We start from the raw sequence: 15,871 nt of genomic DNA, 5'->3' as shown, positions 1-15,871 counted from the left end.
ATATTCTGAATGGCTTGAGATATCTTCTTAAGCCATTTTTTTTGTTCATTAGAAGAAAGAAGAAAGTTGCTGAAATATCTTTAAGGTAGAACTTGAATCTGAAATCTAAAGCAAAAATAAAATAGTTTTGAGCTCCTTCCCGCAGCGGCTTAATACTGTTAATGAAATAGAGAAATTTAAATCGGCGTGCTAGGGAAGGTCGATTTCGTTAGATTTATTAATGAAACTGAATTACTAAATCCGAAAATTCGGAAGGACGATATTTTAATTTCAAAAAAAACAAACCACAACATGGCAACAAAAAACACCAACCTTTCAGTATACGATAAAGAAACCATCCCTAATGCGAAGGATTTTAGAATAGGACTCGTTGTTTCTGAATGGAATCCAGACATCACTAACGGGATGTTTCAAGGTGCTTTTGATGCGATATTAGATTGCGGTGGAATTAAGGATAATATCGTGCGATGGAATGTTCCAGGTAGTTATGAACTTATTTATGGCTGTAAGAAAATGGCTCAAAGTTATGACATGCTAGATGCCATTGTGGCAATAGGCAGTGTGATTCAAGGAGAAACGAAGCATTTTGATTATGTATGCGAAGCAGTTTCGCAAGGCATTAAAGATTTAAATGTAAAGGGTGATATTCCCGTAATATTCTGTGTGTTAACAGACAATACGATGCAACAATCCATTGATCGTAGCGGAGGTAAACATGGCAACAAAGGTACAGAGGCGGCCATAGCGGCAATTAAAATGGCACAGTTAAGGAAAGACGCAACGTTTTAAATTTTCGAATTTAGAATTATAAATCTTGCATTCAATTCACAATTAGATAACATATTAGTATAGCCTTTTCTTCAAAGTAAAGAAGTCCAATTTTAGATTAAAAAATTGTAGAACGTTTGTCGTACATCGAAAATCTCTGCAAAGGGTATGGTTTTTGTGTAAAATTTAGCCATTCATCTTAACGTAAAAAGCAGCATTTTCGATACCTTTACGTGAGCAAACGAACGTTATGGGACCAATCAAATTTACTGTCATCAAAAATTTAAAGACGAACAACCGTTTTAATTATACCCCACGTTATTATAAAGGAAAAGAAGCTGCAGAAGAGCATAAGCATCCTACAAAATTTGATGCCTATTCTGATACCTATAATGATAATGATTATAGCGGTCATTGGCAAAACGCTCGCACCGCAACGCGCAACCGTAATAATGGAGAGTTTAATAAAACCGTGTTGGTTATTATTGCGATTTTAATCTTAATTTTCCTTTTTTTTATAGACTTTGACGTGTCAATTTTTAGTGCTTAATGGCAGATATTATTCAACTTTTACCAGATCACGTTGCTAATCAAATAGCTGCAGGAGAAGTCGTACAACGACCCTCATCTGTGGTTAAAGAATTATTAGAGAACGCTATAGATGCGAAGGCATCATCTATCACCTTGTTAATTAAAGACGCAGGTAAAACCTTGGTTCAGGTAACAGATAATGGTATGGGTATGAGTACTACAGATGCTCGGTTGAGTTTTGAGCGTCATGCTACCTCAAAAATTAAAGTTGCAGAGGACCTTTTTAATCTTAATACCAAAGGTTTTAGAGGCGAGGCATTAGCCTCTATCGCAGCCATTGCTCATGTAGCGCTAAAAACCAAAACGAACGAATCTGAAATAGGGACAGCGCTTTGTATCGAAGGAAGTAAAGTGATTTCTCAAGATCCCGCAGTAGTACCTTGTGGAACTACAATCGCGGTTAAAAACTTATTTTATAACATACCAGCACGACGCAACTTTTTAAAGAGCAATCCCGTGGAGACCCGTCACATAATAGACGAGTTTCATCGCGTTGCATTGGCGCATCCTCAAATTGCATTTACGATGCTACACAACGGATCGCCTGTTTTTGAATTGCCAGTGAGTAATATGCGACAGCGTATTGTAAATATCTTCGGAACTAAAACCAATGAGAAATTGGTGCCCGTAGAAGAAGAAACAGATTTAGTAACCATTAAAGGTTTTGTTATTAAGCCAGATTTTGCGAGAAAGAGTAGGGGTGAGCAGTTCTTTTTTGTGAACAACCGTTTTATCAAAAGTGCCTATTTAAATCATGCGGTTTCTTCTGCATTTGAAGGATTGATACAGAACGGAACACATCCAGGATATTTTTTGATGTTGGAAGTAAATCCAAAGTCGATTGACATAAATATTCACCCTACTAAAACCGAAATAAAGTTTGATGATGAACATGCGCTTTACGCAATGCTGCGCGCTACGATCAAGCATAGTTTAGGTCAATTTAGTATCGCGCCTGTTTTGGACTTTAATAAAGAATCTAGTCTAGAAACACCTTATTCGTATGCTGGTAAAAGAGCAGTAGCACCCACGATTGAGGTAGACAGGGCGTTTAATCCTTTTACTGAAAATAAGAAACAAAACGCCATTCAGTTTCCTTATAAACGGGATAAAAAAAGCGCTAATTGGGAGGCATTGTACTTGGGTTTAAACGATGGGAGTTCACCACCACAAGAAGGGCAAATTACTTTTGAAAGTGAAGAAGTAACTGGAAAATTGTTTGATAATAAGGAACAGGAAACAACACAGCAAACCTTTCAGTTACAAAATAAATATATTGTTAGTCCAATAAAAAGTGGGATGATGGTGATCCATCAGTACCGTGCACACGAACGAATTTTGTATGAAGAATTACTTAAAAACATTACCCTTCAGCAGGCGGTGAGTCAGCAATTGTTATTTCCGTTAGAAGTTCACCTTTCAAAACCAAATTTAAAAGTTTTGAAATCTATCCAAGAGCAATTGGAATTTACAGGCTTTGTATTTTCAAATTTTACAGACGAAACAGTTAGTATAGAAGGAATTCCTGTGGCATTGGTAGAAAGTCAAGTGCCACAAGTGTTAGAAAACCTAGTTGCCGATGTGGTGGCCGAAATACCAGAGGCAAATTTTAGTCAAAATGATTTATTGGTAAAGTCTTTAGCTAGAAGTATGGCGATTAAAGCTGGTGTTGCATTAAATAAAGAAGAGCGAGAGCACCTTGTAAATAAACTTTTTTTGTGCAAGGAGCCTAGTGTTTCACCGTCTAACAAACCTGTTTTGGTTACATTGGACGCTATTGCAATGGATAAGAAATTTGTTTAAATTATAACAAGAGATTACCGGGTAATCGGGAAATAAATATGGGAAGAATAACAGAAACGGTTAAGGTTTTAATAATTATAAATGTGATTTTTTATGCAGGCTCATTACTCATTGGTGATGTTGCATATAGACTATTCTCATTGTATTATTTTGAACACCCTAATTTCCAAATATGGCAACCCATCACGCATATGTTTATGCATGATCAAAATAGCCTTATGCACATACTTTTCAATATGTTTGGACTGTATATGTTTGGCTCCCCTTTAGAGGCACAATGGGGTAGAAATAAGTTTTTATTCTTTTATTTTTCGGCTGGAATTGGAGCGGCTTTAATACATTCGGTAGTTGCTTATTTTCAAGTGAACAGTGGTATGGATGTTTTAATGGCTGCTGGTGTTTCTCCTTCAGAAATTACTGAAATGTTTGCAACAGGTCAATATAGAAGTAGTATTTTAAATGAAGTGCCCATAGATACTTTGGAAGGTTTGTATCGTGATTTTAATACACCAGCTGTAGGAGCATCTGGGGCAATTTATGGTGTTCTTGTTGCGTTTGGATTGATGTATCCAAATATGGAATTGATGCTTATTTTTCTACCAATCCCTATTAAGGCAAAGTATTTTATACCCGCATTATTGATAATGGATTTGTTTTCTGGCCTCACAGGTTTTTCTGTTTTTGGCGAAAATATTGCGAACTGGGCGCATTTAGGCGGCGCACTTTTTGGTTTTATTATGGCCTACTACTGGAAAAAAAATAGTTTTAACAACACCCGGATGTATTAATATGAGTTATAATAATTTACAATATAAGTTTAAGGCCTTGGGAGTTGTGATGCAAATCATAGCCATTAATACGGTTATTTTTTTGTTTTTCTATCTCGGGTCATTTTTCTTTCAAATCCCTCAAGAATCGTTGGCATCCTGGTTTGTACTGCCAGATGATTTTTCTGAGGTAATCATCCAACCTTGGTCTATATTTACCTACGCATTTTTACATTTTGGCTTCTTTCATATTTTATTTAATATGCTTTGGTTATTTTGGTTCGGGCCTTTTGTTTTGAACCTTTTTAGTACCAAACGTTTTTTGACGATCTATCTTTTAGGAGGAATGTTCGGTGGTCTTTTGTATTTAATTTCCTATAATTTATTTCCAGTTTTTGCAGGTTCTCGTGGGTATTTGCTAGGAGCTTCTGCTGCCGTGCAAGCGATTATCGTTTTTATTGCAACTTATTCTCCCAATACTACGGTTCGCATCTTTATGTTCAATATTAAATTATGGCATATTGCTGCAGTTTTAGTAGCTAAAGATGTATTGCAATTACCTTTCTCTCCCAATGCGGGCGGATTATTGTCACATTTGGGCGGAGCTGCTTTTGGGTATCTCTATGCAAAGCAATTAATGAAAGGAAACGATATTGGAAAATGGTTTGAAAATATGATTTCGTATTGTCAAAATATTTTCAAGCCAAGAAAAGAGAAACCGTTTACAAGAGTACATCGCACTCAAAAGACAAAAGCAAAAGCTGCAAAAGTTTCTAAAGAAGATAAAACAGATCATCAAAAAAAAATAGATACTATTCTTGACAAAATAGGGAAGAGCGGCTATGAAAGCTTAACAAAAGTCGAGAAGGATTTTCTATTTAAAGCAGGGAATCAATAAGACCTTTTATGGGATTGAGAAAATTATCATTCTTTTCTGAAATAATGTATTGGTTGAATACGCTGGTAGCATTCATGTTACTTGCTTCTTTCTTATTGCCTTTGTTACCGCCCAAATCTATTCCCATAATTCCGTTATTGAGTGTAATTGTTGGACCGCTCCTATTGTTAAACATCGGATTTGCTTTTTTTTGGTTGCTACAATTAAAGCGAAAATGGATGCTCTCCACAATTTTAGTCGTAATTGCTTATTTTTATTTCACACCTTTCTATGAAATTTATTCAACGGAAGATCCTGTAAAAAGTAAAAATAAGCTAATAGTTTTGAGTCATAATGTAAGGATTTTTAATGCTTATGAAAAAGTTATTGATGATGTGGCGATTTCAAAAATCATTTCAGATAATAATACTGAAGTAACCCCTGATGTTATTTGTATTCAAGAATACTATCGCGGTACTTCGCACAATTTCAGTGAATATCCGTATCGTTTTATTCATTTTAGACATAAAAAATCAAATTTAGGTCATGCTATTTTTTCTAAATATCCATTAATTAATAAAGAAGCATTTGATTTTGAGGGCACTCAGAATAATATTATTTTTTCTCAAGTTATTAAGGGCAATGATACGATAACAGTGTACAATCTACACTTAAATTCATTAGGTGTTTTGGCCTCAGTAAGCTCGTTACAAGAGCAAGACACATCAATATTAAAAAATAGATTGATGCATGCCTTCAGAAATCAACAAGATCAAGTAGCTGCGGTTCTTGCACATTCTAAAACATTGAAGCATCCTTTTATTATGATGGGTGATTTTAATAACACACCATACTCATATATTTATGATCAGTTAAGAGAAAGTACCAAAGATGCTTTTGATGAAAAAGGGAGCGGGTTTGGAACAACGTTCTGGTTTGAGTGGTTCCCCATGCGGATTGACTATATTTTAACTTCAGAAGAAATTGAAGTGCAATCTTTTAAAACTTTAAAAGAAACGTTTTCTGACCACTACCCAGTGAGCGCAAGCGTTAGCTGGTAATTATAGTTTTTGTCTTTCTAGATAGGACAAAGAATTAGGCCCCTCATTAAACAGTAAATCTAATACTGAGAGATTCTCTATATACCCTTCGGTTTCTTCAAATACTTGGTGGTAGGTTTCAAATCTAAATTTTTTTTCCCGTTTGCAAACAACGAGATGTCGCAGGTCCTTTTGTTTGGGCACTGTCAAATACTCGGAACTTCTTTCTGTAGGAACTTCCATTCCGATTAATTCAAAAAGTGCTTTAATAATTAGTAGGTTAAAGGCTTGTAAATTTGTTACCGGTTTTGAAAATAAAGGAGAAAGGTCATCTTCGTAAAATTCAAAATAAGGCGAGGTGCGATAGGCAGATTGTACGGATTTCCAGTGTTGTGCTAACCACGGAAAATCATTTTCAGGAACTACCTCTTTTGTTTTTTGAGATTCTTTTTCTTTTTGGTGCGTGATGGGTATCGTGAGCAATAATTTTCCGTTGCTATGCGCTATATACGAACGATTGCGATAGGTTTGTTTTTGATAGTTGTCTTCCACTTCAAAAACTATATTCGAAGCCTGAGACATCGCAGCCATCGATGCAATTGAAGGAAAATAAGAAGGATAAATTAAAATTTCGCTCAAAATGTTTAACGATTAGGAGGATTTGTCCTTTTTTCTTTTTCTAAAAAAGTTAAATACAAAATACCCTGCAAGAGCAATTAAAAAATAAAAGAAATAGGAGATGGGTTTTCCTTCCCCACTAACAGTAGTGAATAAGCGTTCTGTTCTAATTTTATTGAAGAATCCTTGCTCATTGCTATTCCAACTCATCCAAACAAAAACAGGTTTTCCTACGACGTGGTTAAAAGGAACATACCCCCAAGAACGCGCGTCTTGCGAGTTGTTTCGGTTGTCTCCCATCATCCAGTAATAATCCATTTTAAAGGTGTACTCCGCAATAGGCACTCCGTTTAAGAATACTTCAGTGCCATTTTGGGTGATTTTGTTTTCAACACCCATTTCTCTTCCCTCATAGACTTCAATAATTCTTTTGTAGAATGGAATGCTTGCTGCGTCAATGGCAACAGTTTTACCTGCTTCAGGAATATAAATAGGACCAAAGAAATCTGTACTATAGCTATATTGCGAATCTGATGGAAAAACTCCTGGATCAAAACGATCACTTTTTTCCTTAATAGCTTTAATATCGACAGCATCTTTATAATTTTTGAATTTGTCCCTCGCTTCATCGGTCATATGAAAAAGGTATCCCGTATCTGGAAATCCTTGAGGTTTAGAAATATCTGTAATATCGTATCGAGACATTATATAGTTTACTTCTCTTTCATTCAATGCTTTTTTTAGAGAAACAAAATAGTAAAATTGAAGTTTAGCACGAGAAGGTAGCACATTCTGTTTTCCGTCTATCCAAACATAGCCATTCCTAACCTCAAGTGAATCTCCAGGAAGGCCTACGCATCGCTTTACGTAATTTGATTTTTTGTCAATTGGTTTTTGAACACTTCCTCTCATAGACGAGGGGTTGATATCTACGAGGGTGTCGACTGGCCAATTGAAAACTACAATATCATTTCTTTTTATTTTTTGGAAACCAGGAATCCTAAAATACGGAATTTGAGGTTTGTCACGGTACGATTTTGTTCCTACCACTGGGATAGTATCGTGCACCATCGGAAAAGAAATAGGCGTCATAGGCGCCCTCGCGCCATAATGAAACTTGCTTACGAATAGGAAATCACCTACGAGTAGTGTCTTTTCTAATGACGAAGTTGGGATTGTAAACGGTTGCATCACATAAGTATGAACTACCGTCGCAGCAACGACGGCAAATAAAATAGAGCTTACCCATTCGCCTAGACCAGTTCTTGGTTGTAGGCTTCGGTCTTTGACGTGAGTGACCTCTTGGGTGTAATTGATATAATAAATGTATAGCCCAAATGTAAAAAGTCCTAGGGCAGTTTCAGTAGCATTATTTCTTCCAAAACTTCTAATTGTTTCAACCCAAACTACTGGGAACATGATAAGATTTACAATGGGTATAAATAATAAAATAGTCCACCACCAAGGGCGATTTATTATTTTCATTAATACCACAGCATTATAAAATGGTACTGCTGCTTCCCAAGCTTTTCTGCCAGCGGCAATATATAATTTCCAAGTTCCCAAAAAATGGATTACTTGAATGATAAGAATGAATAATAACCAATGTGTCCAACTCATAGTATCTTCTTTTTAAGAAATTTTAAATTGAAAAACGACTAAATTTCTAGTACATCTTTCATCGTGAATATTCCTTTTTTATCTTTTATAAACTCTGCGGCTAAAATAGCACCTTTTGCAAAACCTTCACGGCTATTCGCCTCATGTTTTATAGAAATAGTGTCTATCTTAGAGGTGTATTTAACAGTATGTGTCCCTTTTACATTAGGCGTTCTTATGGCATCGATGAAAATGGACTTCTCTTCTTCTTTTTCTTCTTCTTCTAAAGTCCAGTTTTCTTTTACTGGATGTTTGTCAATTATTTGTTCTGCTAGTGTAATTGCTGTACCACTTGGCGCGTCTAGCTTTTGTGTGTGATGAATTTCTTCTATAGCCGCAGAATAGTCCTCCCAAGGTGCCATTAATTTTACTAAATGCTCATTGAGATTGAAAAATAAATGTACTCCAATACTGAAGTTTGACGCATAAATAAAAGTTCTGTTACGAGATTCGCAATCTTTTTTTACTTTGGGTAATTCGGCCAACCATCCCGTAGTTCCTGAAACTATTGGAATGCCTAATTCAAAACATTTATAAATATTTCCTACAGCGGCTTGAGGGTTAGAAAACTCTATGGCAACGTCGGCTTCTTTCAATGAACCTTCCTCTATTGTTGAAGTGTTTTTGTAAACGATGATATGGCCTTTTTGAAGTGCGAGGCCTTCAATAGTTTTCCCCATTTTTCCAAAACCCAATAGTGCCAGTTTCATTCTAAATTAAATTTAAATGAGAGTCCATAATTTACTGTATTGTCAAATTCATTCAGTTTAAAATTTGGCTCAATGGATAAATTGTCATCAACATTATATTGTCTAAGGTGGGCATCTACATTAGCATCCACAATATTTATAAGATAAAATGCTAGGGTTACAATGACGCTTACATCTCTATTTTGGCGTGCATTTTTTTGTGCATCTATAAGTCTTTCATTAGAAATTGTAGCCTCCTCTCCAGCACCAAAAAATTCATCATCTGTAAACCCTGCTAGCCTTCTTTTAAATGCATCTCTAAATCTATTATAGTCATTGTCATTTTGGATATAGAAATAAACTCCTGCAGCCATTCCACCATAAATGACAGGTATTTTCCAGTATTTTTTGTTGTAAGCTTGTCCCAATCCAGGAAGTACGGCACTATAAAACGCTGCGCGTTGTGGTGCCAAAGCATCGTACTCTTGGGTCGCTAAAGTATCTTTTATAACAATATTAGACTTCTCGTTTTTAACTGAAAGAGAATCTTTTTGAGCGATAATCGAAGCTGAAAAGAACAATAAGGCGATATAGAGAATACTAGTCTTCACCTTTAAGTAGTTTCAAGATTCTATCAAAATCATCTTTTGTTTTAAAAGGCAATACGATTTGTCCTTTTCCTTTAGCGGTTGCCTTAACGGCTACGCTTGTTTCAAAAACATCAGACAATTCTTTACTTGCTTTACGAGCAAATGAAGGTAGTGGTTTTGCCTTTGGCTTTGCGCTTTTATCAGTAGATTTGATGCCTCTTGCTAATGCTTCGGTATCTCTAACCGATAATTTGTGACTTACTACTTTTTCATAAATAGCGAGTTGGTCGTCTGTGTTTTCTATAGTAATTAGTGCTCTACCGTGTCCCATAGAGATAAAGCCGTCTCTCATTCCTGTTTGAATAATGGGGTCTAACTTTAACAATCTTAAATAGTTTGCAATCGTAGAACGGTTTTTACCCACACGATCGCTCATTTCCTCTTGTGTGAGGTCTATCTCTTCGATTAATCTTTGGTATGACAATGCTATTTCAATAGGATCTAAGTCTTCTCGCTGAATGTTTTCAACGAGCGCCATTTCTAACGATTCTTGGTCATTGGCAATCCTAATATAAGCTGGAATCGTGGCAAGCCCAATGAGGCTAGAAGCTCTAAAACGACGTTCGCCGCTTACTAGTTGGTATTTGTTAAAGTCAACCTTACGAACGGTGATGGGTTGTATTACTCCCAATTCCTTGATACTCGAAGCCAATTCACGAAGCGCTTCTTCATTAAAGCTAGTTCTTGGTTGAAAAGGATTGACCTCAATCGAGGCTAGGTCTAATTCAACAATATTTCCAACTACTTTGTCTGCATTAGGATCGTTTGCAGATTTTATATCATTAGAGGGATCTTTCAATAATGCTGAAAGTCCTCTTCCTAATGCTTGTTTTTTTGTTGCTTTTGCCATCTTTAATGCCCTTGTATATAGGGATATTAAACCCCATTTTTAAAGTGTATTTTTAAATTCACCTTTGTATGAGACGCTATTCAATAAACGGTTTAGTGTATATTTTTTTTAATCAACTCTTCTGCCAAACTCAAATAATTATTAGCTCCTTTACTGCTGGCGTCATAGCTAATAATACTTTCTCCATAACTAGGTGCTTCACTCAAACGAACGTTTCGCTGTATAATTGTCTTAAAAACCATCGTGTCAAAGTGTTTTTTTACTTCCTCTACGACTTGGTTGGATAAGCGTAATCTTGAATCATACATCGTTAATAACAAACCTTCAATATCTAAATCAGGATTATGAATTTTTTGAATGCTTTTTATAGTGTTTAATAGTTTACCTAAACCTTCCAAGGCAAAATACTCACATTGTATGGGAATTAAAACAGCATCTGCGGCTGTCAACGCATTCAATGTTAATAAGCCAAGCGAAGGCGCGCAGTCTATAATGATATAGTCATAGTCATTTTTAAGATCTGTAATCACTTGTTTGAGCATATATTCGCGGTTTTCTTTGTCCACGAGTTCAATTTCAATAGCCACTAGGTCTATGTGCGCTGGTATTAAATCTAGATTTGGCGAAGTGGTTTGTACAATAGCATTTTTTGCAGTTGTAGAATGTTCCAGTAATTGATAGGTGCCATTGATAACAGTTTCTACGTCAATTCCTAAGCCCGAAGTTGCATTGGCTTGGGGATCTGCATCAATCAACAATACTTTTTTTTCTAAGACCCCTAAAGCAGCGGCAAGATTTATTGAAGTGGTCGTTTTCCCGACGCCTCCTTTTTGGTTTGCAATAGCAATTATTTTACCCATTAATAGTTCTAAAATTAATAGCTAAAAATACCACTATTTAACCGAACCAAAAATCAATTTTGTTAACAGGAAACTAACAAATTGGGAGAATAGGGTTTGTTGTTAACAAGAGTTTGTTCGGTTTAGGGGCAAATATTATTGTATTTTTATACGATATATAAATATTTTATTGTGAAAAAAGCGGCGTTGATTTTTATACTTTTATTTTTTGGGCAATCATTTTCTCAAAGTGACCCTTTTTGTTTTGGGATAAGTAGTATACTTCAATTTGGTAATAATAGCAATTTACCACAAGTTTCTGATAATGGTGATGGAACAATCACACTGATATTTTCAGAACAATATATTACAGATTTGTTTGCTGAATATGGAATTTATGCATTTGAACAGTTTTCTGGTAACAGATATAGAATGGAGTCCAATTCAAAAAATCTCCTCATTGCTATTGAAGATCAAGTACCCAGCTCACAAATTGAGGTAGATAATGATTATTTACCATCAGGCCCAATACAACAAGAATTTTTAGACTTTGTAGATGGGAAAACGTTTGATTTAATTGGTACGGAAGAATATGACGAAGATCAAGTTATCAATTGTTATAATGGTCCTATGATCTGTGATCCTTTAGATCAAGTACCGGAAAACTTTAATTTTCAGGTCGCAATTAATTATGATTCACAAAATGATCTTTTGTTGTTTGAAACTGTTTCAACCACATCTTGTGAGAGTAGTTTTTCTTTTTCAATGAGAAGAAGTGCTTCGACCGATTTTGAAAAAGAACTTCAAATCTGGAGTATAGATTCAGCAGTATCAAATATGCTTGACGGAGCTTGTGGATTAATTGAATTTAGGACTTATTTAGTGATGCAACTATTATGTGATAACAATTTTGATTATGGTGGGTTTGGTTCACAATATTATTTCCCGGATGAACTAGGTGTTTTTAGATTGCGAAAAGGAACACCATTAATGGGAGAGTTTTTGGTAGATTTTAGAGATACCGAACTAAGTATTGAAGAAAATAATCTTTCAGAAGTTCTTATTTATGAGAAAACAGGCAGCCCATATTTACAACTCAAAAATCCGCAAGACAAGGAACTTTCAATTGTTATATTTGATCTTACAGGTAAGAACGTACTTTCTAAAACTTCTTTTAAAAACAACACCTTGAATATTGGAGTACTACAATCTAATGCCATTTATTTGTTACACGTTAAGACAACAAAAGGGGATTCTAAAGTTTTTAAATTATTGAAAAGATAAATTAGTTTAAAACCTCAAAGATATTTGAGCTTTTATAGATTTATTGAATACCAAACACAAGGATTTAAATGAGGATATTCCGTCAATGATGGATGTTCAAATTTTCCTTGAAATTTCATTCCAATTTTTTCCATAACATTAATAGAGGCTAGATTATCGTGTGAAGCTACAGAGATAAGTTTTTTAATACCAAATAAAGAAGCGGCATTGTCAATACAGGCTTGTGCCGCTTCAGTAGCATATCCTTTTCCCCAAGCATCTTTTCTAAGGCGCCAACCAATATCTACATTGGGAGTAAAGGAACTCTTGTATGTTTGATCCAACATCCCTATGAACCCTATAAATTGAGCCGTGTCTTTTACTTCTAAAGCAAAATAGGTGTAGCCATTTTGTTCATATCGTTCTATAAAACGATCTATTAAATTTGTGCTCTCCTTTGTAGATAATGGCTTTGGGAAATATTGCATTACTTCTGGATTTGCGCACATTTTAGCAAATGGCAATCGATCTTTGTCTTGCCAATTTCGTAGGATTAAACGAGGTGTTAATAGTATGCGTTTTTTCACACTTAGAACTTATTGAATTATAAAAATGCGGTTAGGTATTGCCTAATTAAAAGATTTCGTACCCAAGTTTCAGAAAAAAGTTCTGTTTGTTTAAATCTATAAATCTTTCCAAGAAAATAGAATATTTATACCCTGTTGCGATAGACGCAGATTTATTTCCGATATCAAAAAAAGTGCCGAATTCAATTAAAAAGCCTACTGTTGAATTTGAAGGACTAACACTATATTTAAGTGGAGTATTAATGCTTTCATTATCAAATATTGGAAAAGTGCTGCCGTCTTCTCTTTCAAACCGATAGGAGTTTTTATTATTTGAAACTACTAATTGATAGAAGCCTCCGCCCCCAAGATAAAAGTCAAACTTCTTTTCTAATCCAAACCTATATGCGGCAAACACATTTAGCTCCATAAAGGATAGACTTACCGAGGAAATTACTTCTTGACTTTGAAAGGTGATAGGGCTAGAACTCACCATATCTTCTTGGCTATATTCAATTCCTACTCTCATAAATAATTGTGAATATTCATAATCAGGAAAGTAATTTGCGTGAACTCCCACGAGATAACCAACATTATTTTCTGAACCAATAAAGGTGTCAATTTTGGTTTTTACTGTTGTGCTATTTAGCCCAGCAACACCACTAAAGAAAAATTTACTGTCAGTTGTTAATTCTCTACTTTGAGAAAAACTGTTTAGGTATATTAGTCCTAGACATAGAAAAAAAAGTTTATTCATTTATGAGTTAATATTTATTAATAATTCTAACATTTCAATGGCTGCATCACTTATTCTAGTTCCTGGACCATAGACGGCAGTTGCTCCAGCATCAAACAAAAATTGGTAATCTTGAACAGGAATAACCCCCCCCACGATGACCATAATATCTTCGCGGTCTAATTTTTTAAGCTCAGTAATTACTTGTGGAACTAGTGTTTTGTGTCCTGCAGCTAAAGAGGAGATTCCTAAAATGTGCACATCATTTTCTGTAGCTTGTTGTGCGACTTCCTTAGGGGTTTGAAATAAGGGGCCAATATCCACATCAAAACCTACATCTGCATAACCCGTTGCTACCACTTTGGCCCCACGATCGTGACCGTCTTGGCCCATTTTCGCTACCATAATACGAGGGCGGCGGCCTTCGAGTTTTGCAAATTTGTCTGCCATTTCTCGTGCTTTCGCAAAAGAGGGGTCTTTTTTTATTTCTGAACTATACACTCCACTAACCGATTTAATTTGAGCTTTATACCTGCCGTAAACACTCTCTAAAGCATCACTAATTTCTCCTAAAGTTGCCCGTTCACGAGCAGCATCTACTGCTAAAGATAACAAATTACCTTCTTTAGTTTGTGCGCACCTCGTTAGTTTTTGCAAACATGCCTTTACTTTTGTATCGTCTCTGTCTTTTTTTATTTGTGCTAGGCGCTCTAATTGCGAGTTTCGCACCATTTCATTATCAACATCTAAGATTTGTAAGGGGTCTTCTTTTTCCAGTCTATACTTATTTACACCTACTATAATATCCTGTTCACTATCTATTCGCGCTTGCTTTTTTGCAGCTGCTTCTTCAATCCTTAATTTAGGGATGCCTGCTTCTATTGCTTCTGTCATTCCTCCAAGTTCTTCTACTTCTTGGATAAGCTCCCATGCTTTTTGTGAAATTTCGTGTGTCAAACGTTCTACATAAAAACTACCTGCCCAGGGATCTACCGTTTTTGTGATTTGGGTTTCTTCTTGAAGATAAATCTGTGTATTACGAGCTATTCTTGCAGAAAAATCTGTGGGTAGCGCTATTGCTTCATCTAAGGCATTGGTGTGCAACGATTGGGTTCCTCCAAATGCCGCTGCCGAGGCTTCAATACAAGTTCGTGCGACGTTGTTAAAAGGATCTTGCGCTGTCAAACTCCAACCACTTGTTTGGCAATGTGTGCGTAATGCTAATGATTTTTTGTTCTTTGGATTGAACTGTGATACTAGTTTTGCCCAAAGCATTCGAGCAGCGCGCATCTTGGCAATTTCCATAAAATGATTCATCCCAATTGCCCAGAAAAAAGAGAGTCTTGGGGCAAAAGTATCAATATCCATTCCTGCTTCGAGCCCTTTACGAATGTATTCTAAACCATCTGCAAGGGTATACGCCAACTCAATATCGCAGGTAGCACCAGCTTCTTGCATATGATATCCTGAAATAGAAATACTGTTAAACTTAGGCATATTCGCAGAAGAATATTCAAAAATATCACTAATGATTTGCATAGATGGAGCAGGTGGGTAGATGTAGGTGTTCCGCACCATAAATTCTTTTAGAATGTCATTTTGTATAGTTCCAGCCAAAGCCTCCGGAGCAACTCCTTGCTCCTCTGCCGCTACAATATAAAAAGCCATAATGGGTAATACAGCACCATTCATGGTCATAGAAACACTCATTTTATCCAACGGAATTTCGTCAAATAAAATTTTCATATCCTCCACACTGTCTATCGCAACACCAGCTTTACCTACATCTCCTGTTACGCGCTCGTGATCACTATCATAGCCTCTGTGGGTGGCCAAGTCAAAAGCAACCGAAAGTCCTTTTTGGCCCGCTGCAAGATTACGTCGGTAAAATGCGTTGCTTTCTTGCGCAGTAGAAAAACCTGCGTATTGTCGTATCGTCCAAGGACGGCGAACGTACATGGTGGAATAAGGGCCTCTCAAGTACGGCGGAATCCCCGCGGCAAAATCTAAATGCTTTAAACCTTCAATATCAGCTTCAGAATAGGATTTTTTAACTTCAATTCCTTCTGCAGTAGAAAAGGTTTTGTTTTTTAACCTTTTCGATTCCGTAGCACTATAGTCTAGTTTTATATTTTGAAAGTTTTTTCTAGCCATG

General features: G+C 35.9%; 17 protein-coding genes. 7 read left to right on the top strand and 10 right to left on the bottom strand.

What is annotated here, in order from left to right; genetic code table 11:
• Positions 1-291: 291 nt before the first annotated feature.
• The 5 genes from ribH to ABXT67_RS16325 all read left to right on the top strand — a co-directional run bounded on the left by ribH (position 292) and on the right by ABXT67_RS16325 (position 4,827).
• Positions 292-789: a 6,7-dimethyl-8-ribityllumazine synthase gene (ribH, locus tag ABXT67_RS16345; protein ID WP_415375093.1), complete on the top strand. Its 498-nt coding sequence runs from the start codon at positions 292-294 to the stop codon at positions 787-789.
• Positions 790-1,018: 229 nt separating this feature from the next.
• Positions 1,019-1,318 (top strand): hypothetical protein, encoded by a 300-nt coding sequence (locus ABXT67_RS16340; protein WP_415375092.1) that lies wholly within the window; start codon positions 1,019-1,021, stop codon positions 1,316-1,318.
• Positions 1,318-3,162 carry a DNA mismatch repair endonuclease MutL gene (gene mutL, locus ABXT67_RS16335; RefSeq protein WP_415375091.1) on the top strand — a complete coding sequence of 615 codons (1,845 nt, stop codon included), beginning with the start codon at positions 1,318-1,320 and terminating at the stop codon, positions 3,160-3,162. The genes ABXT67_RS16340 and mutL overlap by 1 nt, the downstream gene beginning before the upstream one ends.
• A gap of 38 nt (positions 3,163-3,200) precedes the next feature.
• Complete coding sequence (locus ABXT67_RS16330; RefSeq protein WP_415375090.1) at positions 3,201-3,950, top strand: rhomboid family intramembrane serine protease; 750 nt, start codon at positions 3,201-3,203, stop codon at positions 3,948-3,950.
• Position 3,951: 1 nt separating this feature from the next.
• A complete protein-coding gene (locus ABXT67_RS16325; RefSeq protein ID WP_415375089.1) occupies positions 3,952-4,827 on the top strand; it encodes a rhomboid family intramembrane serine protease in 876 nt (291 codons plus the stop codon).
• On the opposite strand, the gene ABXT67_RS16320 is transcribed toward ABXT67_RS16325, so the two are convergent.
• The gene (locus tag ABXT67_RS16320; RefSeq protein WP_415375088.1) at positions 4,808-5,002 is read right to left on the bottom strand and encodes a hypothetical protein; all 195 of its coding nucleotides are present in this window, start codon (positions 5,000-5,002) and stop codon (positions 4,808-4,810) included. The two genes, ABXT67_RS16325 and ABXT67_RS16320, sit on opposite strands and share 20 nt — an antisense overlap.
• A 43-nt stretch (positions 5,003-5,045) precedes the next feature.
• On the opposite strand from ABXT67_RS16320, the gene ABXT67_RS16315 reads away from it, so the two are divergent.
• Positions 5,046-5,867: an endonuclease/exonuclease/phosphatase family protein gene (locus ABXT67_RS16315; protein WP_415375087.1), complete on the top strand. Its 822-nt coding sequence runs from the start codon at positions 5,046-5,048 to the stop codon at positions 5,865-5,867.
• Here ABXT67_RS16315 and ABXT67_RS16310 read toward each other — a convergent pair whose 3' ends face one another.
• The 6 genes from ABXT67_RS16310 to ABXT67_RS16285 form a co-directional block, all read right to left on the bottom strand.
• Entirely contained in the window at positions 5,868-6,485 is a 618-nt protein-coding gene (locus ABXT67_RS16310) for a WbqC family protein (protein WP_415375086.1), read from the bottom strand.
• Positions 6,486-6,497: 12 nt separating this feature from the next.
• Positions 6,498-8,084: a signal peptidase I gene (gene lepB / locus ABXT67_RS16305; RefSeq protein WP_415375085.1), complete on the bottom strand. Its 1,587-nt coding sequence runs from the start codon at positions 8,082-8,084 to the stop codon at positions 6,498-6,500.
• A 38-nt stretch (positions 8,085-8,122) separates the two neighbouring features.
• On the bottom strand, positions 8,123-8,833 hold the full coding sequence (gene dapB / locus ABXT67_RS16300; protein ID WP_415375084.1) for a 4-hydroxy-tetrahydrodipicolinate reductase: 711 nt from the start codon (positions 8,831-8,833) through the stop codon (positions 8,123-8,125).
• Positions 8,830-9,423, bottom strand: a complete 594-nt coding sequence (locus ABXT67_RS16295) for a DUF5683 domain-containing protein (RefSeq protein ID WP_415375083.1) — start codon at positions 9,421-9,423, stop codon at positions 8,830-8,832. The genes dapB and ABXT67_RS16295 overlap by 4 nt, the downstream gene beginning before the upstream one ends.
• Complete coding sequence (locus ABXT67_RS16290; protein ID WP_415375082.1) at positions 9,413-10,312, bottom strand: ParB/RepB/Spo0J family partition protein; 900 nt, start codon at positions 10,310-10,312, stop codon at positions 9,413-9,415. The genes ABXT67_RS16295 and ABXT67_RS16290 overlap by 11 nt, the downstream gene beginning before the upstream one ends.
• 92 nt (positions 10,313-10,404) lie before the next feature.
• Positions 10,405-11,172 carry a ParA family protein gene (locus ABXT67_RS16285; RefSeq protein ID WP_415375081.1) on the bottom strand — a complete coding sequence of 256 codons (768 nt, stop codon included), beginning with the start codon at positions 11,170-11,172 and terminating at the stop codon, positions 10,405-10,407.
• A gap of 171 nt (positions 11,173-11,343) precedes the next feature.
• Here ABXT67_RS16285 and ABXT67_RS16280 point away from each other — a divergent pair, with 171 nt between their 5' ends.
• The gene (locus ABXT67_RS16280; RefSeq protein WP_415375080.1) at positions 11,344-12,435 is read left to right on the top strand and encodes a T9SS type A sorting domain-containing protein; all 1,092 of its coding nucleotides are present in this window, start codon (positions 11,344-11,346) and stop codon (positions 12,433-12,435) included.
• A gap of 32 nt (positions 12,436-12,467) precedes the next feature.
• Here ABXT67_RS16280 and ABXT67_RS16275 read toward each other — a convergent pair whose 3' ends face one another.
• The 3 genes from ABXT67_RS16275 to scpA are packed head-to-tail and all read right to left on the bottom strand — an operon-like array spanning position 12,468 to position 15,870.
• Positions 12,468-13,001 (bottom strand): GNAT family N-acetyltransferase, encoded by a 534-nt coding sequence (locus tag ABXT67_RS16275; protein WP_415375079.1) that lies wholly within the window; start codon positions 12,999-13,001, stop codon positions 12,468-12,470.
• A 46-nt stretch (positions 13,002-13,047) separates the two neighbouring features.
• Positions 13,048-13,737 (bottom strand): outer membrane beta-barrel protein, encoded by a 690-nt coding sequence (locus tag ABXT67_RS16270; RefSeq protein WP_415375078.1) that lies wholly within the window; start codon positions 13,735-13,737, stop codon positions 13,048-13,050.
• Positions 13,738-15,870, bottom strand: coding sequence for a methylmalonyl-CoA mutase (gene scpA, locus ABXT67_RS16265; protein ID WP_415375077.1), 2,133 nt, complete (start codon positions 15,868-15,870; stop codon positions 13,738-13,740).
• Position 15,871: the final 1 nt, after the last annotated feature.

This window comes from Patiriisocius sp. Uisw_017 (genome assembly GCF_047731265.1).
GTDB lineage: Bacteria > Bacteroidota > Bacteroidia > Flavobacteriales > Flavobacteriaceae > Patiriisocius.
Note: the sequence above shows the minus strand (reverse complement) of the source record. Positions and strands in the feature narration are given on the sequence as shown.